The 23,660-nt window shown below is 55.8% G+C and carries 21 protein-coding genes; 3 read left to right on the forward strand and 18 right to left on the reverse strand.

What is annotated here, in order from left to right; all coding sequences use genetic code 11:
• Positions 1-79: 79 nt before the first annotated feature.
• From NR114_RS16820 to NR114_RS16835, 4 genes are all read right to left on the reverse strand, one after another.
• A complete protein-coding gene (locus NR114_RS16820; RefSeq protein WP_020827832.1) occupies positions 80-1,324 on the reverse strand; it encodes an MFS transporter in 1,245 nt (414 codons plus the stop codon).
• Between the two features lie 170 nt (positions 1,325-1,494).
• Entirely contained in the window at positions 1,495-2,358 is an 864-nt protein-coding gene (locus NR114_RS16825; protein ID WP_115058415.1) for a DMT family transporter, read from the reverse strand.
• 112 nt (positions 2,359-2,470) lie between these two features.
• A complete protein-coding gene (locus NR114_RS16830; protein WP_046373055.1) occupies positions 2,471-2,896 on the reverse strand; it encodes a cupin domain-containing protein in 426 nt (141 codons plus the stop codon).
• A gap of 90 nt (positions 2,897-2,986) precedes the next feature.
• The gene (locus tag NR114_RS16835) at positions 2,987-4,816 is read right to left on the reverse strand and encodes a thiamine pyrophosphate-binding protein (protein WP_048763014.1); all 1,830 of its coding nucleotides are present in this window, start codon (positions 4,814-4,816) and stop codon (positions 2,987-2,989) included.
• A 338-nt stretch (positions 4,817-5,154) separates the two neighbouring features.
• Between NR114_RS16835 and NR114_RS16840 the strand changes: the two genes are divergently transcribed.
• The 3 genes from NR114_RS16840 to NR114_RS16850 all read left to right on the forward strand — a co-directional run bounded on the left by NR114_RS16840 (position 5,155) and on the right by NR114_RS16850 (position 6,825).
• Positions 5,155-6,030 (forward strand): LysR family transcriptional regulator, encoded by an 876-nt coding sequence (locus NR114_RS16840; RefSeq protein WP_020827837.1) that lies wholly within the window; start codon positions 5,155-5,157, stop codon positions 6,028-6,030.
• Positions 6,031-6,159: 129 nt separating this feature from the next.
• Positions 6,160-6,420 carry a type II toxin-antitoxin system RelE/ParE family toxin gene (locus NR114_RS16845; RefSeq protein ID WP_115060981.1) on the forward strand — a complete coding sequence of 87 codons (261 nt, stop codon included), beginning with the start codon at positions 6,160-6,162 and terminating at the stop codon, positions 6,418-6,420.
• 39 nt (positions 6,421-6,459) lie between these two features.
• Positions 6,460-6,825, forward strand: coding sequence for a helix-turn-helix domain-containing protein (locus tag NR114_RS16850; RefSeq protein ID WP_020827839.1), 366 nt, complete (start codon positions 6,460-6,462; stop codon positions 6,823-6,825).
• A 62-nt stretch (positions 6,826-6,887) separates the two neighbouring features.
• On the opposite strand, the gene nuoN is transcribed toward NR114_RS16850, so the two are convergent.
• The 14 genes from nuoN to lrhA all read right to left on the reverse strand — a co-directional run bounded on the left by nuoN (position 6,888) and on the right by lrhA (position 23,632).
• A complete protein-coding gene (gene nuoN, locus NR114_RS16855; protein WP_044552632.1) occupies positions 6,888-8,345 on the reverse strand; it encodes an NADH-quinone oxidoreductase subunit NuoN in 1,458 nt (485 codons plus the stop codon).
• 6 nt (positions 8,346-8,351) lie between these two features.
• On the reverse strand, positions 8,352-9,881 hold the full coding sequence (gene nuoM / locus NR114_RS16860; protein WP_020827841.1) for an NADH-quinone oxidoreductase subunit M: 1,530 nt from the start codon (positions 9,879-9,881) through the stop codon (positions 8,352-8,354).
• A gap of 100 nt (positions 9,882-9,981) precedes the next feature.
• The gene (nuoL, locus tag NR114_RS16865; RefSeq protein WP_020827842.1) at positions 9,982-11,829 is read right to left on the reverse strand and encodes an NADH-quinone oxidoreductase subunit L; all 1,848 of its coding nucleotides are present in this window, start codon (positions 11,827-11,829) and stop codon (positions 9,982-9,984) included.
• On the reverse strand, positions 11,826-12,128 hold the full coding sequence (gene nuoK / locus NR114_RS16870) for an NADH-quinone oxidoreductase subunit NuoK (protein ID WP_012146014.1): 303 nt from the start codon (positions 12,126-12,128) through the stop codon (positions 11,826-11,828). The genes nuoL and nuoK overlap by 4 nt, the downstream gene beginning before the upstream one ends.
• A complete protein-coding gene (gene nuoJ, locus NR114_RS16875) occupies positions 12,125-12,685 on the reverse strand; it encodes an NADH-quinone oxidoreductase subunit J (RefSeq protein WP_020827843.1) in 561 nt (186 codons plus the stop codon). Before nuoJ ends, nuoK begins: the two co-directional genes overlap by 4 nt.
• A gap of 13 nt (positions 12,686-12,698) precedes the next feature.
• Positions 12,699-13,241, reverse strand: a complete 543-nt coding sequence (nuoI, locus tag NR114_RS16880; protein WP_004947256.1) for an NADH-quinone oxidoreductase subunit NuoI — start codon at positions 13,239-13,241, stop codon at positions 12,699-12,701.
• 14 nt (positions 13,242-13,255) lie between these two features.
• Positions 13,256-14,233 (reverse strand): NADH-quinone oxidoreductase subunit NuoH, encoded by a 978-nt coding sequence (nuoH, locus tag NR114_RS16885; protein WP_020827844.1) that lies wholly within the window; start codon positions 14,231-14,233, stop codon positions 13,256-13,258.
• Positions 14,230-16,968 carry an NADH-quinone oxidoreductase subunit NuoG gene (nuoG, locus tag NR114_RS16890; RefSeq protein WP_115060980.1) on the reverse strand — a complete coding sequence of 913 codons (2,739 nt, stop codon included), beginning with the start codon at positions 16,966-16,968 and terminating at the stop codon, positions 14,230-14,232. Before nuoG ends, nuoH begins: the two co-directional genes overlap by 4 nt.
• A 79-nt stretch (positions 16,969-17,047) precedes the next feature.
• A complete protein-coding gene (gene nuoF / locus NR114_RS16895; RefSeq protein ID WP_020827846.1) occupies positions 17,048-18,400 on the reverse strand; it encodes an NADH-quinone oxidoreductase subunit NuoF in 1,353 nt (450 codons plus the stop codon).
• The gene (gene nuoE / locus NR114_RS16900) at positions 18,397-18,948 is read right to left on the reverse strand and encodes an NADH-quinone oxidoreductase subunit NuoE (RefSeq protein WP_104410952.1); all 552 of its coding nucleotides are present in this window, start codon (positions 18,946-18,948) and stop codon (positions 18,397-18,399) included. Before nuoE ends, nuoF begins: the two co-directional genes overlap by 4 nt.
• A gap of 2 nt (positions 18,949-18,950) precedes the next feature.
• Positions 18,951-20,747 (reverse strand): NADH-quinone oxidoreductase subunit C/D, encoded by a 1,797-nt coding sequence (gene nuoC / locus NR114_RS16905; RefSeq protein WP_020827848.1) that lies wholly within the window; start codon positions 20,745-20,747, stop codon positions 18,951-18,953.
• A 96-nt stretch (positions 20,748-20,843) separates the two neighbouring features.
• Entirely contained in the window at positions 20,844-21,518 is a 675-nt protein-coding gene (locus tag NR114_RS16910) for an NADH-quinone oxidoreductase subunit B family protein (RefSeq protein ID WP_012146021.1), read from the reverse strand.
• Between the two features lie 23 nt (positions 21,519-21,541).
• The gene (locus NR114_RS16915; RefSeq protein WP_020827849.1) at positions 21,542-21,979 is read right to left on the reverse strand and encodes an NADH-quinone oxidoreductase subunit A; all 438 of its coding nucleotides are present in this window, start codon (positions 21,977-21,979) and stop codon (positions 21,542-21,544) included.
• 711 nt (positions 21,980-22,690) lie between these two features.
• On the reverse strand, positions 22,691-23,632 hold the full coding sequence (gene lrhA / locus NR114_RS16920) for a transcriptional regulator LrhA (RefSeq protein ID WP_041414784.1): 942 nt from the start codon (positions 23,630-23,632) through the stop codon (positions 22,691-22,693).
• Between the last annotated feature and the right edge of the window lie 28 nt (positions 23,633-23,660).

Raw genomic sequence — 23,660 nt, forward strand, 5'->3', positions numbered from 1 at the left:
ACCTTGCGTGGCTAAAATCGTTGTTCAGCTACCCTGCGAATTTCACGTTGCCGACGGACAACCTGAAACTCGGCGGGTATCAGCGCGGGAAGCCCGCGCGGGTCACCATGAAGCTCAAAGATAAGCAAACCACGGCACTGACCAGAAATAACAGATTGACCGCCAGATGCAGGCTGGCATGGTCGATAACCGCCCCCAGCAGGATCGGAACCCAGTTGGCGATATAGGCGATTACGTAAAACAGTGAAATCAGTCTCGCATGGCTGGCCTTCGGTGAAATCAGGTTCACCAAGGTGGCACTGCCGACAAAAATCGCCCCGTAGGCGTAACCGGCAATCACCATACCGGCACTGGCCAGAGCCAGCGAGTGGATCTGAATCGCCTCGGCGAACACCACCACTGACAGCGCCTGCGCCAGACAGCCAAACATCAGCGAATGGCGCGCATTAACGCGACGGCTCAGGATCTGGCTAATACCGGCAATCACCAGATAAACCGCAATCACATAGCCGTAAACGCCCCGGCTGTGCATGCCCAGCAGCTTTTCCGATACGCTTGGCCCAATCGCCAGAATACTGGCAGCCACTGCCCAGCAGATGAACAACGCGCCGGCACACAGGAAGAACTTGCCTCCGGTAGCGCGCAGGCCATCCGCCAACGAACTTTTTTCTGCCGCGGCTTCTGCTGCCGGTGCCCCACTGAGGGGTACAACAACGGCTTCAACCGGCCATTTCAGCATCACGCCCAGTGCGGCAACTGCCGCCACCGCCATGATGATAATGAACGGCAGCGAAGTCGTGTGGAACCCGGTTTGCAGCGCCACGCCGCTGAAAATCGGCCCCAAAGCCAGACCGGTGGTGAATGACAGCGTGGCAATCAGCGCCGCATTTTTACCGCCGTCCTTCGGCCCGAAACGCACCAGCGCAATGTTAGCCGCACCGGTCAAAGCCCCGGTGCCGATCCCGGCCAGCAGACGCGCCATAAACATCATCAAAAACGAATCGGCCATCGAGAACAGCAAGGCCCCGGCCAAAACCACCAGCAGCGCCGGTACAATCATGCTACGCAGGTCTTTGACCTTGCCGGCCATGTTGCCAACGCCGAACAGCGAAATCAGCACGCCGGCGGCATAGGCGCCATAAATGACGGTCAGGCTGACCGAGCTTAGCGCCAACTCATGTTGATAAAGCGGGTAAAGCGGTGTCGGCGCACTGCTGTTCAGCAATGCTGACATCAATGCCAGGGCTAAAAACAGCAGGATGGCAAAATGCGACTCACCCGACTTCGCTTTAGCGGCTTCATCAACAGCCACACCTTCAGACATTTTTCTCTCCCGAAACAATCTGGATAAACACCTAACCCTGAAAACCAAACTCCTCAGGAAACGCGTTTATCATACCTTTCGGGTATAACGGTCAAAATAGCCAAGAATGCATCATAGTGATTCATTAATGCATTTGCGCTGACGCCCGTCAGCGCTTAATGCCGTGCTCTTTACACCGCCGCTGCCTTCGAGGTTTTTGCCGGAGCGCGCTTCACTATCGCCAACGCACCGGAGAGAATAATCAGCGCCATGCCGCCCGCAGCAATGTAGGACAGCTTCTCGCCAAACAACAGATAGCCGAGCAGCGTGGAGAAAATGATGGTGCTATAGGAAAGAATGCTGACAATCACCGCATTGCCGCTGCCGTAAGCGCGGGTCATGGTTATTTGCCCCAGGCTGCCGAACACGCCGATGGCGCAAACGCACAGCATCATGGCGCTGTCCAGCGCGGTAAACCCCACCACTGAGGTCATCATGCCGCCCACCAGGGTGCCCACCAACGAGAAGTAAAACACCACTCGCAGTTCGGGTTCGCCGCTGCGCACCAGCTTACCGACGTTAAAATAGGCCAGCGCGGTCAGCAGGCCGGAAAGCAGGCCAATCAGGGTCGCGGCATACTCGCCGTTCGGCGTATCGGGGCGCAGCAGCACCAAAATGCCGATAAAACCCAGCAGTACCGAGAACAGCAGCTTGCCGGTCAGCTGGCCTTTGCTAGTGACAAAGGCAATCGCCGACTGAAAGATAGGATTCGTGTAGCCCAACGTGGTGGCCGTGGCGATCGGCAGATGGATTAGTGAGTAGAAACCGCAGTACATCGCCGCATTGCCAATGGCGGCGCGTTTCATGTGCAACCCCAAATGCTGGGTGCGGAAACCGAGATTTTTCACATGGATCAGCGCGGCAACGATCAGGACGTTAATCACAGAGCGGTAAAAAATGATGTCGAAAAAACCGACCTTGGCCGAAGCCAGTTTGATGCTGGCCCCCATCAACGCAAAGAACCCGCTGGCGACGACCATCCACAAAGCAACCATGATTTCCTCGGTATATCACCCCAACGGGCAACAAAATAAAACGGGGCGAATTGATTCGCCCCCTACGGCTAATGCAGTCAACAGCGCCGCAGCTTAAAAAACGGCGGGGATATTATTCGGCAGCTTTCACCGTCAGCGGTTTATTATCAGCGCAGGCGAAGAATACCAGCATCTCCGCGCCTTTATCACCAGAAACCCCTTGGTGAACGATATCTACCGTGTCGGTAAAGGAGTCGCCCTGCTTAAAGGTGTGTTTCACGCCGGTTTTCTTGACCGTCAGCGAAACGCTGCCCCCGGTCATATACACCGCGCTGATGCACGGGTGAGTATGCCAGGCGAGCACCTTGTTCGGTTCCACCGTGACCTTCAACATGGTGATCTGCGGAGCGCCGGCCGGATAATGCTGGTACGGCGTCCCCTCCCATGAGGTTTCGGTTTTCAGCAAGGTTTCTTTGTTTATGCCTTCGCCGTGATCCTCTGCGGCCTGTGCAGCGCCTTGAAATGCCATCATTAATGCCAGAAGTGTCAGTTTATACATTGTTATCGCTCCATGACTACGGTGAACAAAATAGAATGGCGTAATACAAAGGACAATGAATGACGACTCCTGGAATCTGGGGTTACGCCTTTACAAGCCTTTGATACGCTGCTCGTATTCTACGATGCTCTCGGCATAGTATCGATTAGGCGCCACATGATTTCCTACCAACACTTCTATCAGGAAAGGCCCCTCGTGCTCAGCCGCGGCGGTCAGCGCCTCGTCCAGTTCCTCCAGCGTCGCCGCTTTGGCGGAGGCAACCCCCAGGCTGTTGGCGAAGGCCTTCCAGTCATGGTTCGGCAACGCGGTATAGTCCGCAGATACCCCACGGTTTTGCAGGGTGTCGATGTGCATCGCTCCGTGAGCGCAGTTGTTCATCACCACAAAGGTCATTTTGACCTGATAACGGGCGGCCGTCTGGATCTCGATGCCGTGCATCAGCATGCAGCCGTCGCCGGTAACCACCACGCAGTCGCGGTGCGGCGCTGCCAGTTTGATGCCAATGCCGGCACAAATCGCCCAGCCCATCGGCGCCAGGGAGCTTGAGGTATGGTAATCGCCCCGGCCGCTGGCCTGCCAGTGGTGCGCCATAAAGATACGGTGTGCGCCGGAATCGACCACCACGTTGGTGTGCTGATTCATACGGCTGCGGATGCGTTTGATGGCGTCGCCGGGGTACATGTTGGCCTCGCCCTCGGCAAGACGCACCTGCAAATCGGGCCGTTGCTGCTCTAGCGGCAGTTGACCCACCTGCTCAAGCCAGCCGTTACGCAAGCGCTTAATGCTGTTCAGGTGCGCGTCATCGTCGCTGACCGCATCCAGCAGGTGGTGCAACGAGCCGGTCAGGCTGGAGAAAATCTGCATATCCGGTTGATAATGCGAGCTGACCTTATCGAAATCCTCGTCAATCACCACCAACGTTTTGGTGCCGTGCAGTCGCGGATTCCAGTTCAGGCTATCGCGTTGGCTCAGATCGCAACCCAGCACCAGCAACACATCCACTTCATCGCCATTGATGGTTTCCACCGCCCGGGTATGACCGGCAAAACCGTACAGCCCCAGCGCCAGCTCGTGCCCTTCGGGAAACGCACCCTTGCCGGACAGCGTAGTGGCAACCGGCAGACGGTATTTCTCCGCCAGGCGCAGCAACAGTGCGGCATCCAGCGGATTATTCATGCGGTTACCCACCAGGCAGGCGACGTTCAGCCCGCGCAGCAGATAGTCATCCAGCACCTGATCCAATGCCTGTGGGTCGATGGCGGCCTCTCGGCACTGGGGCGTGCGTGGCGGGCTAACGTCATGATGGCCGGCCACCTCTTTCTTTTGCATATCGACCGGCACGCTGAGATAGGTGCGACCTTTTCGCTGAGTGTTCAGGCAGGACAAACTGCGCCGCAGTTCGTGCTGCAACGTGAGATTATTTTTCACTTCTATCGCAGCGGAAAGCAGCGGTTTGACGATAGTCAGCTCATCGATGCCACTATTGCTGCCGTCCTGGAAGGCACCCTGCGCCTCATGATAAGTGGCAATGCCGCCGGCCAGATACAACACCGGAATTTTGTCGGCCTGTGCCGCCGCCATCGCCGGCAGGAAATTCATGGTACCGGGACCGGAGATGCCCAGACAAACGCCAAACTTGCGGCTGGCGCGGGCATAACCGTCCGCCATAAAGCCGCAGGCGGTTTCATGGGCGCCGACGATGCCGGCAATGCCTGAATGTTCAATGGATTTTATCAATGGGTACACCAGTTTGCCGGGTACCAGGAATATGTGCTGAATGCCGCGAGCTTCGAGACTCTGGATAATCGCATCAGCGTTGCTTTGCGTTGCCGCTTTCGCACCGGGGGTTGCAATAACTCTGACACCGTCCGCAGTTGCCAGTGCTACGGGGGTGTATAACTTCTCTGCGTGAGACTCCATTTTCAATGTCCAGTCGTGGTGGGCCAACCTAGATTCAGAGTCGATCCCACCAGGCGATTAGCCCACAGAGACAGGCTCTCATGCGCGTCTGCTTACGCGTTCAGGGTAACATTGGCACAAAATGTGCGCCAGATCACAGCATAAACGTTGATAAGCATAAAGATTGTCGGGTAAAAATAAAGATGCAAAACTGCTTCACGTTGATGCATTTATTCATATCCTGAAACATAATTAATAATTATGATACGTGGGCCTCATTTGCAGCCAAAACCAGAGCCGGTACGGTTGCGCAATAATGAACACAGACAAGACCGATAAGCCTGCACAAAGGAAATGGCATGATGAATTGGGATGATGCACGCTTCTTCCTGGCGGTCGCACGCTGCGGCACTTTACGAAAAGCCGCCAATGAACTACACGTCGACCAAGCCACCGTCGGGCGGCGTATTACCGCTTTTGAAGAGAGCCTGGGATCCAAACTGTTTATCCGTACGCCAAAATCATTCTCCCTCAGTCCGTTGGGAGAGGAAATGCTGGCGGACGTGATGAACATGGAGAACTCGGTGCAGGCGATTGGCCGCAAAGCCACCAGTGGCGACGACAGCCTGTGCGGTAACGTACGCATCGCCACCACCGATACCATGGCCGAGGCTTTTGTCATCCCGGCGCTGAAGGCGCTGCGAGAGCAATACCCGTTAATCACAGTCACCATGCTGACGGCGGTCAATATCTCTGATATTTCGTACCGTGGCGCAGATCTGGCGATCCGCGGCGCCCGTCCCGAATCCGATGAGCTGATTATCAAACGCATGGCCACCATCGAAATGGGGCTGTATGCGACGCAGGACTATCTCGACAAACACGGCATGCCGACCAAGGGCGACCATCTGCGGGGTCATGACCTGCTGATGTTCCCGCGAGAACTGGTGCCCCGTCACTGGAACAACTTCTGTGGCGAAACGCTGATCGATCCTAACGTGGTGCTGCAGTGCAATTCGCAGTTGCTGCTGCGCTCTGCAACGCGCAATGGGTTGGGGATTGGCCTGCTGTCCTCGTTCCTGGCGGATAAGGACCCGGACCTGGTGCGAATTTTCCCGGAAAACAAAGACTGGGTAGATATCTGGCTGGTGCTGCATCCTGACCTGCAACGTGCCGCCAGGGTGCGTGCCGTAGTCCAGGCGCTGGAAACCTCATTTACAAATAATCCCGGCTGAACCCCCCTACTCAGGGGTCAGGGTGACTTACCCTGCCCCTCTTATCCCGTTTCACCACATTGTCATGATTAGATAAAAAGCTTATTATCTAATTAACGCACAGGACGTGCCCCCACTGTCGAGGGAATGATGGCAAAGGTTAACTGGTCGCGCAAAGCAGTTAAACAATTGATGACGCTACCTACTCAGGATCGCTCAGCCATTAGAGACAAGGTCGGGCTGTTAAGCGCGTTTCCGGCCGCCAGACTGGATATCAAAAAATTGCATGGTGCTGACAGCCAATTTCGCCTGCGCGTCGGCAGCTATCGCATTATTTTTGAGATGAGTGATGGTGAACCTATTGTCTGTCTAATCCAACAAGTGAAGCGTAGAACGTCGACAACTTACTAAACCGCGTTGAGCTGAAATTTATAATCCGAGGTATGCCAGATGGCGAAGTTACAATATATCCATGATGAATCAGGCAAACCGCTGTACGTGATATTGCCTCTCGATGAATATAAAAAGCTGGTAGGCCGGCAAGATGACTATGAGTCTGTTCCCTATCATAGCGATGCGCACGATGATGAAACTGTACCTCATGAAGTGGTCTCTATCATGCTGGATCAGAACATCAGTCTGATAGCCGCATGGCGAATTTTCCGCGGCTTCTCGCAGTACGATGTGGCGACAAAACTGGGGACTACTCAATCTGCCGTTTCTCAGTGGGAAGCCATTGACTCTAAACCGCAAAAAAAAACCCGGGAAAAACTGGCAGAGTTATACCGCTGTAGCCCGTCGCAGATGATGCTCTAATCCGTTCCCCACGCCATAAAAAAAGGTCGCCGAAGCGACCTTTTTTACTGCCCTGATGCCCATCAGAACATCGGTTGTGCCATCTGTACCAGCGTAATCAGCGGCTGCGGATAAACACCCAGCAGCAGCACCAACGCGGCGGAGATCAGCACCACTACGCCGCCTGCGGTCAACGCCCAGTTATTTGGGGTATCGCGCTGCAGCGCTTCCGGCGCGCTGAGGAACAGGCTGACGGTGACGCGCAGGTAGTAGTACAAACCAATGGCGCTACCCAGCACCACGGCGCCGGTCAACCACCACAGGTGAGCGCTGACGCCCATTGCGATCACGAAGAACTTACCGATAAAGCCCAGGGTCATCGGGATACCGGCCAGTGACAGCATCATCACCGTCATGACGGCGGACAGAATTGGCTTATGCCAGAACAGACCGCGGTAGGAGAACAGTGAATCTGCATCCGGGCCACGGTACGGGCTGGACATCAGGCTGACCACGCCGAACGCGCCCAGGCTGCTGAACAGGTACCCGGCCAGGTAAACCCCGGCGGTTTCCAGCGACAGCTGGTGGGTTTGCACCGCAATCAGCGCCACCAGCAGATAACCCAGGTGGGCAATCGACGAGTAACCCAGCAGACGCTTGATGTTGGTCTGGCTGATGGCCATCAGGTTGCCGAACAGAATAGAACAAACGGCAATGATCGACAGCACCATGCGCAGCGCTTCGTTGTCGGCAGCAGGCGCATACAGGAACAGACGCATAACGACCGCAAAGATAGCAATCTTGCTGGCGGTGGCCAGGAAGGTTGAAACCGGCGCAGGCGCCCCCTGATACACATCCGGCGTCCACAGTTGGAACGGCACCAGCGACAGCTTGAAGCCCAGACCGACAATCATCATGCCCATACCGGCCAGGATCAGCGGCTGGTGCATCATGTTTTCTTGCAGGCTCTTGCCCAGGCCGGCCAGCGACAGGTCACCGGACTCCGCATACAGCAGCGCCATACCGAACAGCAGGAACGACGAAGCCGCGGCGGACAGCAGCATGTACTTGATGGCCGCTTCCAGCGGTCGCTTCTGGCGATAGGCGTAGCCCACCAGACCAAACAGCGGCAGCGAGATCAGTTCAATACCGAGGAACAGCGAGGCCAGATGGTTGGCGCTCGCCAGCAGAATGCCACCCAGGGTAGCAATCAGCACCAGCAGGTAGAACTCTTCGCGGTTGTCCGGGTAACCGACCAGCCACGGATAGGCAAAGGTACAGGTCGCCAGACTCGCCAATATCACCAGCCCGGTATAGAACATCGAGTAGCCGTCAACCCGCAGCAGCGGGGTGACGTCCATTGGGCCTGCCTGGCCGACAAAGTACAGCGAAAGCAGCGCCAGGTTTAGCCCGATCACGGTCAGGGTGGCGTTGATAAAGTGGTCGCGTCGCCACGCAATGCCTAGCATCACAACCACCACCGTCAATCCGACGATCAACAGCGGCAACAGTGCGATCAGTTGTTGAGGAGTTATTGTCATGGCGAATTACGGCCTTGTTGTTGAAATTGCTGAAACTGACGAACCAAACCAGTGTTGCACGTTGCTCATCGCCGCATTAGAAGTGTCCAGAATCGGTTGTGGGTAGAACCCCAACAGAACCAGCAACACCACCAACAGCAGAATGATGAACAGCTCACGCGCGGTCATGCCCGGCAAAGGTTGGTCAGACTTGGCTTTGCCGTAGTAGGCACGCTGCATCATGATCAACGAGTAAACCGAAGCAAACACCAGACCGAAGGTAGAAATCACGGTGATCACCGGCACAACCTGATAGCTGCCGAACAGGATCATGAATTCACCGACGAAGTTACCGGTACCCGGCATCCCCAGCGTAGCCACCGCGAAGAACAGCGACAGCGCAGGGATATATTTGATACGCCCCCACAGGCCGCCCATTTCACGCATGTCGCGAGTGTGCAGACGTTCGTACAACTGGCCACAGATGATGAACATACCGGCCGCAGACAGGCCGTGTGCAATCATCTGGATCACTGCACCCTGGTAAGCCAGTTGGCTGCCGGTGTAGATGGCGATCAGGACGAAGCCCATATGGGAAACCGAGGTGTAAGCGATCAGACGCTTGATATCGGTCTGCGCAAACGCCATCCAGGCGCCGTAGAAGATACCGATAACACCCAGCCACATGGCGATTGGCGCGAACTCATGCGAAGCTTCCGGGAACAGCGGCAGGCTGAAGCGCAACAGGCCATAGGCCGCAGTCTTCAGCAAAATCCCTGCCAGGTCGACAGAACCTGCGGTAGGAGCCTGGCTGTGCGCATCCGGCAACCAGCCGTGCAACGGCACCACCGGCATTTTCACCGCGAAGGCAATGAAGAAGCCCAGCATCAACAGGTATTGCACGTTGTGCGACATTGGCGTTTGCAGCAGGTCTTCGTAATCGAAGGTCCACACGCCGGTCGCGTTATAGTGCACAAACACCAGGCCCATAATGGCAATCAGCATCACCAGACCGCTGGCCTGGGTATAGATGAAGAACTTGGTAGCCGCAGTGATACGGGTTTTCCCGTCCGACGCCTTGTGACCCCAGAGTGCGATCAGGAAGTACATCGGCACCAACATCATTTCCCAGAAGAAGAAGAACAGGAACATGTCGATGGCGAGGAACACGCCGATAACCCCACCCAGGATCCACAGCAGGTTCAGGTGGAAGAAGCCCTGGTATTTCTGGATTTCACGCCAGGAACAGAGGATAGCCAACACGCCCAGCAGGCCGGTCAGCACTACCATCAGCAGTGAAAGGCCGTCCAGCGCCAGGTGGATGGAAATGCCAAAGCGTGGGATCCACGGCAGCAGGAATTCAGACTGCCACTGCGGAATGCCTTTCGGCGTAGTCAACGTGTAGCCGCCCTGCATCCACAGATGCAGAGAAAGCGCCAATGTCAGCCCCATTGCGATCAACGCAATCCAGCGCGGCACCTTAGTACCGAAGCGCTCAAACTGCCAGCACAGCAGACCGCCAATAAAGGGGATAAGAATTAGCCAAGGTAATAGCATGGCGTTTTGTGTCCCTTATACGAATAATTTCAAACTTTGTACGTAGCGCCTGCCCTGCAGAGCGCTACGCCCGAAAAATGCGTCTGTTTAAATTATTCAATTAAACCAAAATCAACAGAGCCAATACGACCACTGCACCCACACCCATAGACGCTATATACCAACGCACCTGACCGTTCTCGCTCACTGTCAGACCACGGTTCCCCCAGCGGGAGAAAATGGCCGGCAGGTTCATCATCGAGTTCAGCGGATCACGTTGCAGCAACTTCGCAATACCCAGGTACGGCTTGACGAACACTTTGTCGTACAGCCAGTCGAAGCCCCAGGCATGGAACCACCAGGTAGAGAAGAAACGTCCCGGTGCGCTATTGGCGATGCGGGTAACCAGGGTACGTTTGCCCAGCCACAGCGCCGCCGCTAACAGGATGCCAACAATAGCCACTACGCCGGAGGTAATCTCCAGTTGCAGCACGCTACCGTGCGCCAGCTCGGTGGTATCTGGCAGTACGCCCTGCAGTGGCGGAACAATCATCGCGCCAACGAAGGTGGACAGCACAAGCAGAACCAACAGCGGCAGGTGGTGAGTGATGCCTTTACCGGCATGCGCTTTGATTTTCTCTTCGCCATGGAACACGATGAAAATCATACGGAAGGTGTACAGCGAGGTCATGAACGCACCGACCAAGCCGGCAATCATCAGGTTGATGTGACCGTTGGCCATCGCACCCGCCAGGATCTCATCCTTACTGAAGAAGCCTGCGGTGATCAGCGGCAGTGCCGACAGCGCAGCGCCCCCCACCAGGAAGCAGACGTAAACCAGTGGAATGCTCTTGCGCAGGCCGCCCATCTTGAAGATGTTCTGCTCGTGATGGCAAGCCAGGATCACTGAACCGGAGGAGAGGAACAGCAGCGCCTTGAAGAACGCATGGGTCATCAGGTGGAAGATTGCTGCATCCCACGCCTGCACACCCAACGCCAGGAACATGTAACCAATCTGGCTCATGGTGGAGTAGGCAAGTACGCGTTTGATGTCAGTCTGTACCAGCGCGGCAAAGCCGGCCAGCACCAGGGTCACTGCCCCGATAATGCCCACCAGATGCAACACTTCCGGCGCCATCAGGAACAGGCCGTGCGTACGGGCAATCAGGTAAACGCCCGCGGTCACCATGGTCGCCGCGTGGATCAGTGCGGAAACCGGGGTTGGACCCGCCATGGCGTCTGCCAGCCAGGTCTGCAACGGCAGCTGCGCTGATTTACCGACCGCGCCGCCCAGCAACATCAGGGTAGCCCAGGTGATCGCCGTATCGCCGACCGCCAGTTTTTGCGGTGCCAGGATCATCAGTTCGCGGATGTTCAGCGTGCCCAGCTCGTTGTAGAGGATGAACAGCGCGAACGCCAGGAACACGTCGCCGACGCGGGTCACGATGAAGGCTTTCATCGCCGCCGCACCGTTGGCCGGATCCTTGTAGTAGAAGCCGATCAGCAGGTAGCTGCACAGGCCCACGCCTTCCCAGCCCAGGTACATCAGCAACAGGTTGTCTGCCAGTACCAATACCACCATGCTGGCGATAAACAGGTTGGTGTAAGCGAAGAAGCGCGAGTAGCCCTCTTCACCGCGCATGTACCAGGACGCGAACATGTGGATGAAGAAGCCCACGCCGGTAACCACGGACAACATGGTCAACGACAGGCCGTCCAGCGTCAGAGTCACGCCGATATTAAAGTTACCGACGGTCATCCAGTTCCACAGGCTCTGCTCAAACAGCTGCACGCCCGTCGCTTTCTGGGCGAAGAAATCCATCGCCACATGCACCGTGACCAACGCAGCCAAGCCGATAGAGCCTACGCCAATGGTTGCCGAGACGTTCTCAGACCAGCGGCCTCGTGAAAAGGCCAACAGCAGGAACCCGATCAGCGGTAGCAGAATAGTTAAATATAATAGGTTCATCCGCGCATCTCACTGACAGTATCAATATTCAGGGTATGACGGCGACGGTAGAGCTGCAGCAGCAACGCCAGACCGATACTGGCCTCGGCTGCCGCCAAACTGATCGCCAGGATGTACATCACCTGCCCATCCGGTTGGCCCCAGTAACTACCCGCCACGATAAACGCCAATGCTGCGGCGTTGATCATCACTTCCAGACTGATCAGCATAAACAGCAGATTACGACGAACCAGCAACCCGGTCAGACCCAGGACGAACAGGATCGCCGCCAGAATCAGGCCATGTTGAAGAGGGATCATGCTTGCTCCTCCGATTTTCTTCTCGCCATTTCGCCACCGACCGGCGCGTTGCTCAACACCTCACCCGGTTTGTGCTCACGGCCAATGTGGAAGGCAACAACCAGACCTGCCAACAGCAGCATTGAAGCCAGCTCAACCGCCAACACGTAAGGACCGAACAGGCTGATCCCCACGGCTTTGGCGTCTACCATCTCACCGCTGATGCCCTGATCGGACACGCTGCGAATCGCGAAAATCAGCACCGCCAGCAGCAGCAACGACAGCAGGCCCGGGCCGATCCATACCGACGGCTTCAGCCAGTCGCGCTCTTGCTTTTGTACCGCGCTGCCGAGGTTCAACATCATGACCACGAACACGAACAGCACCATGATGGCACCGGCGTAAACGATGATCTCCAACGCCGCTGCGAAGTACGCGCCGAGTGAGAAAAAGACTGCAGAGATCGCCAACAGCGAGACGATCAGATACAGCAACGCATGCACAGGATTGGTATGCGAGATCACGCGAATGGTCGCGATCACCGCAATCAAACCTGCCAGATAAAAGGCAATTTCCATGCTTGCTGGCTCCTTAAGGCAACAGACCTTTGACGTCGATCGGTTTGGCTTCGTTTTCGGCTTCGCCCTTGGCTTTGCCGTCAATCGCCATACCGGCCATCCGGTAGAAGTTATATTCCGGATATTTACCCGGCCCCGAGATCAACAGATCTTCTTTTTCGTACACCAGGTCCTGGCGTTTGAACTCACCCATTTCGAAATCCGGCGTCAGCTGGATCGCGGTAGTTGGGCAAGCTTCTTCGCACAGGCCGCAGAAAATGCAGCGCGAGAAGTTGATGCGGAAGAACTCCGGATACCAACGGCCATCTTTCTGTTCTGCTTTTTGCAGCGAGATACAGCCCACCGGGCAGGCAACCGCACACAGGTTACAGGCTACGCAACGCTCTTCACCGTCCGGATCGCGCGTCAGCACGATACGGCCACGGTAACGCGGCGGCAGGTAAACCGGTTCTTCCGGATACATCTGGGTTTCGCGCTTGGCGAAGGCATGCAGGCCTATCATCCAAATGCTGCGCACCTGGGTGCCGAAACCAACCAATAACTCTTTCAATGTCATGGTTTATTCACCCCTTATTGAGCGTTGTACAAAATGACTGCGGCAGTTGCCAGCAGGTTCAGCAGCGTCAGCGGCAGACACACTTTCCAGCCGAAGGCCATTACCTGGTCATAGCGCGGACGTGGCAGAGCAGCACGAATCAGAATGAACATCATCATGAAGAAAGCCGTTTTCAGCGCGAACCAGATGAATGGCGGCAGGAATGGACCCTGCCAGCCACCGAAGAACAACGTCACAATCAGGGCAGAAACGGTGACGATACCGATGTACTCACCCACGAAGAACAGACCGAACTTCATGCCGGAGTATTCAATGTGGTAACCGTCAGCCAGTTCCTGCTCGGCTTCCGGTTGGTCAAACGGGTGACGGTGACACACCGCAACGCCGGCAATCGCAAAGGTCACGAAACCGAAGAATTGCGGGATGACGTTCCACAGATGCGCCTGAGATTCAACAATGGTCTGCATGTTGAAGGAGTCCGCCTGCGCCACCACACCCATCAGCGACAGGCCGATGAACACTTCGTAGCTCAGGGTTTGCGCAGAAGCACGCATCGCCCCCAACAGCGAGTATTTGTTGTTGCTCGACCAGCCGGCGAACAGCACGGCGTATACCGCCAGGCCGGCCATCATCAGGAAGAACAAAATACCGATGTTGAGGTCGGACACCGCCCAGGTCGGACTGACCGGGACGATGGCAAATGCCAGCAACAGGGAAGTGAAGGCGATCATCGGCGCCAGGGTGAAGATCACCCGGTCGGAGAATTTCGGAACCCAGTCTTCCTTGAAGAACATTTTGATCATGTCGGCGACCAGCTGCAGCGAACCGCCCCAGCCGACACGGTTTGGTCCGTAACGGTTCTGGAACAGGCCGAGCAGGCGACGTTCGCCGAAGCTCATGAAAGCACCGCAGGTGACGACGACCAGCAGGATCACTACCGCTTTAAGCACGGAGATCAGAATGTCGATCACCTCAGGGGTAAACCAGCTCATCGTGTTGCCTCCCGCAGATTTTCAACCGTCGCACCCACCAATACCGGCGGGATCCCTGGCAAGCCGAGCGGTAAGCCCACCTGGCCCTGGGTCAGCGTTTCACTCAGGCGCACCGGCAGACGCAGCGTCTGGCCCGCACAGCTGAACTCCACCAGCGCACCGGCATTCACGCCAAGCGTAGCGGCATCCGCCGGGTTCACCATCACGTAGGCCTCTGGCATACGCTGCTGGATCACGCCGGAACGCTGTGACATTTCATCACTGCCGAACAGGTGGTAATAAGGCGCGACACGCCAGCCTTGCTCATGATCAAAGGCGGCAGGCACCTGGGTGAAGTAATCCAGCTTGCCCTCCCCTGCTTCGATCAGACGCACGCCCGGATCGCCATGACGCAGCTTGCCGCCCACTTCGGCCTGGAACTTGTTCCATGCCTGCGGTGAGTTCCAACCTGGTGCCCAGGCGAACGGGATCTGCTGACGATCGGCCAGCGGGCTGTTGTTCCCTTCCATCGAGAAGGCGAACATGGTGTCTTTATCCTGCGGCTGACGCGGCTCGTGCACGCTGATGTTGGCGCGCATTGCCGTACGACCACTGGAACGATGTGGCGAACGTGCCAGCTTTTGACCGCGAATGCGGAAACTCGCATCCGGCGCGGCTTCAACAATGCCTTGCAGCTGCGGCAACGCGGTAACACAAGCTTCGATAACGTGATCGAGCTGCGTCCAGTCCACGTGACGGCTGGTATAGGTGGAATGCAGCGAGTGCATCCAACGCCAGCTTTCCAGCATTACGGTGTAAACGTCTTTTTTCGCGTCGTCGTAGTAGGCCGGATCGTAAACCTGGAAGAAACGCTGTGCGCGACCCTCCTGGTTGACCAGGGTACCGTCGCTTTCTGCAAAGCTGGCCGCCGACAGGATCAGGTTGGCCCGATCCATGATCGCGGTACGCTGATGATCAACCACGATCAGGTTGCTGACCTTGGCCAACGCGGCGTCCACTTTTGCCGCCTGCGCATGCCGGTAGAGATCGTTTTCCATCACGATAGCGGTGTCTGCTTCGCCGTTTTCCAGCTGCGACAGCGCCTGATCGAGCGAACCACCGCCAATCATCGACAAACCGATGCTGTTGGCCGCGCTGGCCACGAAGGTGATACCCACATCAGAGCCGCGATCCTTCAGCGCTTTGGCGATGTTGGCCGCCGCTTCGATGATGGCTTCGCTGCCGGCGTTGCTACCGGTGACGATCAGCGGTTTACGTGCGTCGGTCAGCGCCTGCACGATGATATCGACTTTCTTGTTCAGGCCGTCAGCCAAATCGTTGACCGCCGGTGCCGCATTATCCAGCCCGTGGGCGATGGCGAAGCCGAGACGCGCTTGCTCATCCACCGGTGCACGGTAGTTCCACGCAGCGATGTCGTCCAGACGGGTGTTGTCCACGTTGGTGACGAACAGTGGGTACTTGGCATGCTGGCCAATGTTTTGTATCGCGGCAATCTGCCAGTCGGCAACGCGCTGGGCTGCAGCCATGGCGCGAGCCTTGCCCTTCACCGCCTGACGTACCGACAAAGCAATACGTGCGCCGGTTTGGGTCAGATCTTCACCCAGCACCAATACCGCATCGTAGCCTTCAATTTCGCGCAGCGCAGGCGTGTGAACGCCGCTGTTTTGCAGCACGTTCAGCATCAGGTTCAGACGACCCTGTTCCGCCTGTGAAATACCGGTGTAGAAATTCTCGGCACCGACCAGTTCACGCAGTGCGAAGTTGCTTTCCAGACTGGCGCGGGGTGAGCCGATACCGATGGTTTTCTTCGCCTGACGCAGGATGTCCGCCGCGCCCTGCATAGCCTGTTCGGCGTTCAGGGTGATCCAGTCGTTGCCGCGCAGCTGCTGTGGCTGACGTGGACGATCTTTCTGGTTCACGTAGCCATAACCGAAGCGGCCGCGGTCGCACAGGAAGTAGTGGTTCACGCTGCCGTTATAGCGGTTTTCGATGCGACGCAATTCACCATAGCGCTCGCCCGGGCTGGTGTTACAGCCGATGCTGCACTGCTGGCAAATGCTTGGCGCAAACTGCATGTCCCACTTACGGTTATAACGCTCGGAGTGGGTTTTGTCGGTGAACACGCCGGTCGGGCATACTTCTACCAGGTTGCCGGAGAACTCGCTTTCCAGCGTGCCGCTCTCAACACGACCGAAGTAGACGTTATCGTGCGCGCCGTACACACCGAAGTCGGTGCCGTCCGCATAATCCTTGTAATAGCGCACACAACGGTAGCAGGCGATGCAGCGGTTCATCTCATGCGAGATAAACGGCCCCAGTTCCTGGTTATTGTGGGTACGCTTACTGAAGCGGTATTTACGGAAGCTGTGGCCGGTCATTACTGTCATATCCTGCAGGTGACAGTTACCGCCTTCTTCACATACCGGACAGTCGTGCGGGTGGTTGGTCATCAACCACTCAACCACGCTTTCACGGAACTGTTTGGCTTCGGCATCGTCGATGGAAATAAAGGTTCCATCGGATGCCGGTGTCATACAAGACATCACCAAACGGCCACGCGTATCTTCCGCGTTTTGGTATTGCTTTACCGCACATTGGCGGCAAGCGCCGACGCTTCCCAGCGCCGGATGCCAGCAAAAGTAAGGAATATCGAGGCCGAGAGAGAGACAAGCCTGCAACAGGTTGTCAGCTCCATCTACGTCGTATTCTTTGCCGTCTACATGAATCGTAGCCATAGTCAGCATGCTTCCAAGTGGCCTGCCTTGCGGCAGGCGTTAATCAAAAATTCTGGCCGTGTCGTCGGGGCGAGTCGGCTTACCAGCGTTGCTTCAGCAGGTTGTTCGGCTGAATGCCGCCAATCGCATGCGCGTTACTGAAATGCTTCACGGCGATGCCCGCTTCGAACTCTTCACGGAAATATTTAATTGCGCTTTGCAGTGGCTCTACGGCACCTGGCGCGTGGGCGCAGAAGGTTTTGCCCGGGCCGAGGGAACGGCACAGCTGCTCGAGGGTTTCGATATCCCCCGGCTGCCCTTGGCCATTTTCCAACGCACGCAGGATCTTCACGCTCCACGGCAGGCCGTCACGGCATGGCGTACACCAACCGCAGGACTCGCGAGCGAAGAACTCTTCCAGGTTGCGCACCAACGGAACCATACCGATTTCGTGGTCCACCGCCATCGCCAGCGCGGTGCCAAGACGGCTGCCAGCTTTACCGATGTTCTCGAAGTCCATCGGCAAATCGAGATGATCGGCAGTCAGGAAGTCGGTCCCTGCACCACCTGGCTGCCAGGCTTTGAAACGCAGTCCGTCACGCATGCCACCGGCGTAATCTTCCAGAATTTCACGTGCGGTGGTACCAAACGGCAGCTCCCAAACGCCTGGGTTTTTCACCCGGCCGGAGAAGCCCATCAGTTTGGTCCCGGCGTCGTTACTTTTGCCGGCGGAGATCCCCTTGTACCAGTCAATGCCGTTCGCCAGAATGGCCGGCACGTTACACAGGGTTTCTACGTTGTTAACGCAGGTCGGTTTGCCCCATACGCCGGAGGAAGCCGGGAATGGTGGCTTGGAGCGCGGGTTGGCGCGGCGGCCTTCCAGCGAGTTAATCAGCGCGGTTTCTTCGCCGCAGATGTAGCGACCGGCACCGGTATGAACAATCAGCTCGAAGTCGAAACCGCTGCCCATGATGTTCTTGCCCAGATACCCGGCTTCGGTAGCTTCGGCAATCGCACGGCGCAAATGCACCGCCGCTTCGATGTACTCACCGCGCAGGAAGATATAGCCGCGGTAAGCCTTCAGCGCGAAAGCCGAGATCAGCATGCCTTCCACCAACAGGTGCGGCATTTGTTCCATCAGCAAGCGGTCTTTGTAGGTGCCCGGCTCCATTTCATCGGCGTTACACAACAGGTAACGGATGTTCATGGATTCGTCTTTCGGCATCAGGCTCCACTTCAGACCGGTGGAGAAACCTGCGCCGCCGCGGCCTTTCAACCCGGCGTCTTTCACCAGGTTGACGATCTCGTCCGGAGCCAGGCCTTTAATGGCCTTTTCGGCGCCCGCATAGCCGTTTTTGCTGCGGTATTCATCCAGCCAGACCGGCTGTTTGTCATCGCGCAGTCGCCAGGTCAGCGGGTGCATTTCGGGAGTGCGTACAATGTCTTTAATCATTGATACTGCTCCAGTAGCGTCTCGATATCTTCAGGCTTCAGCTGACTGTGAGTGTCCTCATCAATCATCATGGTCGGCCCTTTATCGCAGTTGCCCAGACAGCAGGTTGGCAGCAGAGTGAAGCGACCATCAAAGGTGGTTTGACCCGGTTTGATGCTCAGCTTCTTCTCGATGGCGGCCTGAATGCCCTGGTAACCGGTGATGTGACAAACAACGCTGTCACAATAACGGATCACGTGACGTCCTACTGGCTGACGGAAAATCTGGCTGTAGAACGTGGCCACGCCTTCTACGTCGCTGGCAGGAATGCCCAGCACTTCCGCGATGGCATAAATCGCACCGTCCGGAACCCAGCCGCGCTGCTTCTGCACAATTTTCAGTGCTTCGATTGAGGCGGCGCGTGGATCCTCGTAATGGTGCTTTTCGTGCTCGATCGCATCACGTTCTTCCGCGCTCAGCTCAAATGCATCAACGCCGCTCTGAGGAGCGGCCGCATTGATGGGTTCAAGCGCTTCGTTATTCGCGTGATTGTCTTTTTGATCATGCATAGTTAGCGGTCCACATCTGACATTACAAAATCGATACTACCCAGATAGACGATCAGGTCGGAGACCAGGCTGCCACGGATTACCGCTGGGATTTGCTGCAGGTGCGCGAAGCTTGGCGTACGTACCCGGGTGCGGTAGCTCATGGTGCTGCCGTCGCTGGTCAGGTAGTAGCTGTTGATCCCTTTGGTGGCTTCAATCATCTGGAATGATTCGTTGGCTGGCATCACCGGGCCCCAGGAAACCTGCAGGAAGTGGGTGATCAGCGTTTCAATGTGCTGCAGCGTACGCTCTTTCGGCGGCGGCGTGGTCAGCGGGTGATCGGCCTTGAACGGGCCTTCCGGCATGTTGTTCAGGCACTGCTCAAGGATGCGCAGACTCTGGCGCAGCTCTTCTACCTTCAGCATCACGCGGGTGTAGCAGTCGCTGTTGCCGTCGCCGACCGGGATTTCGAAGTCGAAATTCTCATAGCCGGAATACGGACGCCATTTGCGCACGTCGAACTCGATACCGGTGGCGCGCAGGCCGGCGCCGGTCACGCCCCACTCCAATGCCTCTTTGGCATTGTAGGATGCAACACCCACGGAACGGCCTTTCAGGATGCTGTTCTTCAGCGCAGCCTTGACGTAGGAATCCAGGCGTTTTGGCATCCACTCCAGGAATTCACGCAGCAGACGATCCCAACCGCGCGGCAGATCGTGTGCAACACCGCCAATACGGAACCAGGCCGGGTGCATACGGAAACCGGTGATCGCTTCCACCAGATCGTAAATTTTCTGACGGTCGGTAAAGGCGAAGAACACCGGGGTCATGGCGCCGACGTCTTGAATGAACGTACTGATGTACAGCAGGTGGCTGTTGATGCGGAACAGTTCGGACAGCATCACGCGGATAGTGTCAACGCGCTCCGGCACCTTGATACCGGCCAGCTTTTCAACCGCCAACACGTAAGGCATTTCGTTCACGCAGCCGCCGAGGTACTCGATACGGTCGGTGTACGGAATGTAGCTGTGCCAGGACTGACGCTCGCCCATTTTCTCGGCGCCACGGTGGTGGTAACCGATATCCGGAACGCAGTCGACGATCTCTTCGCCATCCAGTTGCAGAATGATACGGAATGCACCGTGCGCAGATGGGTGGTTCGGGCCAAGGTTGAGGAACATGAAGTCCTCGTTCTCGGTGCCACGCTTCATGCCCCAGTCTTCCGGCTTGAAGGTCAGCGCTTCCATTTCCAGATCTTCTTTCTGTTTGGTCAACACAAAGGGATCGAACTCGGTGGCGCGCGCCGGGTAATCCTTACGCAGCGGGTGGCCTTCCCAGGTTTGCGGCATCATGATGCGCGTCAGGTGCGGGTGGCCGTCGAAGGTAATACCGAACATTTCCCAGGTTTCACGCTCATACCAGTTGGCATTAGGGAAAACCTTGGTTGCTGTGGGCACGTGCAGGTCTTTTTCAGACAGCGCCACTTTCAGCATGATATCGCGGTTGCGTTCGATAGAAATCAGATGGTAGAAAACAGAAAAATCCGCGGCCGGCAAACCGTCGCGGTGGGTGCGAAGACGTTCGTCCACGCCATGCAGATCGAACAGCATGACGTAAGGCTTCGGCTGTTTTCTCAAAAACGTCATTACTTCCAGTAACTGGTCAGGCTTGACCCATACCACGGGCATTCCGGTACGGGAGGGCTGAACAGTGAAGGCTTCCGGCCCAAAACGGTTGCGCAGTTCGCCAATCACCGGATCGTCGAGGTGATCTCGGGTCTGCCAGGCCGGCAAGGCGTCGTGCGTCGTTGAATCTGTCATAATTTTTTTTCACCACACTAAAGGGTTATTTCGCCGCAAGTTCACTTTTCGCTGTGTTAACCAATAGCGCACTAAGATGGACGTTAAATGAACGTCTTAAATCTCGTCAGGCGTCCGAAGGTTGGTCACCGCGATACGCTCGCCGTGTTTACGCTCTCTTTCAGACTGCATATTGGCGCGGTAAACGCCCTGATCGCCAACAACCCAGGACAGCGGACGGCGTTCTTTACCGATCGATTCCTGCAGCAGCATCAGCGCCTGCATGTAAGCCTCTGGACGCGGTGGACAACCCGGGATATACACATCGACCGGCAAGAATTTGTCCACGCCCTGCACGACGGAATAGATATCGTACATGCCGCCGGAGTTGGCACAGGCGCCCATGGAGATCACCCACTTAGGCTCCAGCATCTGTTCGTACAGGCGCTGAATAACCGGGGCCATCTTGGTAAAGCAGGTACCGGCTACGACCATCAGGTCAGCCTGACGCGGCGAAGCACGCAATACTTCGGCACCAAAACGAGCCACGTCGTGAACGGCGGTAAACGACGTCACCATCTCCACGTAACAGCACGAAAGGCCAAAGTTATAGGGCCAAATAGAGTTTTTACGCCCCCAGTTCACCATGTCATGCAATGCATGTTCGAGTTTACCCATGTAAACCGTGCGGTGAACCTGTTGATCCAGGGGATCGGCGACGACCTCCTGTTTTTGCAGGGGGTAACGGTCGTTCTCACCGTTCGGGTCTATGCGGGTGAGCGTATAGTCCATCTTAATGCCTCGTTTTTTACCGACTACTGCGGATGACTGTTGGTGTTAGTGATCGTGCCTGGTTTACTCAGACGTTTGGAACGCGACGGTGTCCAGTCCAATGCGCCGATACGCACCAGATAAAACAGACCGGCCAATAGCACCAAAATGAAAATGGCGGCTTCGATGAAGCCAACCCAACCGCTCTCGCGAATGGAGACCGACCAGGCGTACAGGTACAAGGCTTCAACATCGAAAATAACGAAGAACATGGCGACCAGGTAGAACTTGGCGGACAGACGCATACGCGCCGTGCCGACAGAGTCGATGCCTGATTCAAACGGGGTATGTTTGGCACGCGCACGGGCTCTCCCACCCAGGAAGAACGCGCCCAGCAGCATTAAACCGCAAAGCCCGATAGCCACGACAAAAAATACGGCGAACGCCCAGTGATGAGCGATAACTTCAGTGGTTGTTGACATACTCTATGCTTACTCATCAAAAGTGGCGTCGATCGCTCTGCTCTTGTATCTGGCAGTTAGTGCACCACATCGATTTAAGGGAAGGATAAATAAACCACACAAACAAACTGCTTTTACAGCGAGTTAGGCAGCGTTTTACTGTGGGCTTTTTACTCCTTTCTATAACCTTTTGTCAACTTTGACAAAAGTATCTACACACTAGTTTACATACGTATCATTTAATTAACATTTGATGCGCCTAGCTTAGGCTAAATCGTGTCAGTTAATTGCCGTGTAGAAACAGATAGATATAAACCAACATGCACATTTCAGTTTTACTATACCATTGTCTCAGGAATCTCCTGTTCTTCCACTCACTACCTAGGGGTATTTTTTTGATCCAGGACACGTTTTCAGCATAAAACCTCAAAAAAAGTGTGGCCCTTTAATAAATTTTGTCAATTCTGGCGGTAAAAATTGCCGTGACACGCTATCAAAATAACCCTATTTATTCCAGGTCTTTAGCAGCGAAATTAATCGTTCAAAAAAACAGCGAAAGTCATTTTTTTCGTCTGATAACCGTTCTCATTACCCGGCAAAACTTAAATAAATACCCACTTCGATATCTGAATAAAACGAACTCGACATAAATAAAACTTTTACCGAATTTTGGCCAAAAAAAACCTCCGCCGAAGCAGAGGTTTTATCATTCCGTTTTAACGCGTTTCGGCGTTATTCTTCATCATCAACCAAACAAGCATCATCTTGCAACGATGCCCCAGGTCCGTTGAAGCTGTAGTTGTCATTGCCATTCTGCATAGCGCTGAAAATCGCCATAGCCAGCTCGTTACCGCACTGGGAGTCTTTGCACAGGCTATATTGAGTATCAGGAAGTGCTGGCAACCCTTCCGCTGTGCCAAGCACTCGCAGATCCGGACTCATCATTTCGATAGGACGAACGGTAATACCCAGACCGGCCTTGCAGGCAGCGCGAACGGCGGAAAGCGTCGAAGCCACATAGGCGATCCGCCATGGGATCCCAGCGTCGTCCAGGTGTTTGATCGCCATCGCGCGGAACGGACTTGGATCGTCCATCACCACCAACGGGATCGGCTCACCGGCCTGGAAATAGTAATCCGCCGCGCAATACCACAGGGTTGGCGAAGTACGCAGCACAATGTGCGGACGATCGGCTGTCGCTGCCGCTAGAGTGGTAATCGCCAGATCAACTTCACCGTTTTCCAACATGTCGATCATGAACGAGCTCGGCTTTACCCGAACGTCAATCGCCAGTTTTGGATACACCGACGTGACGCGGTTTAGCAGGAAAGGCAGGATGGTATCGGCGGTATCGTCGGAAGCGCCAATAGTCAGAACACCCTTTATATTGTTATACATCAATGAAGTACAAGCTTCGTCGTTGAAACGCAGGATTTTCCTGGCGTAACCGAGAAGCTGAATACCGTGTTCGGTCAGTAATTTGTTGCGCCCATGACGGGCAAACAACTCTTTGCCAACCAGCTGCTCTAACCGCTGCATTTGTTGGCTGACGGCTGATTGAGTACGACAAACGGCGACTGCCGCCGCCGCAAAGGTATTCAAATCAGCAACAGCTACAAAGGTTCTTAGCAGATCGAGGTCGAGATTGAGTATCGGACGATTTGCAGTTGTCATAGTGTTTTCTTCACTTTTTGAATTCTAA

Source organism: Serratia sp. Ser99, from assembly GCF_024519545.1.
GTDB classification, from domain to species: domain Bacteria; phylum Pseudomonadota; class Gammaproteobacteria; order Enterobacterales; family Enterobacteriaceae; genus Serratia; species Serratia liquefaciens.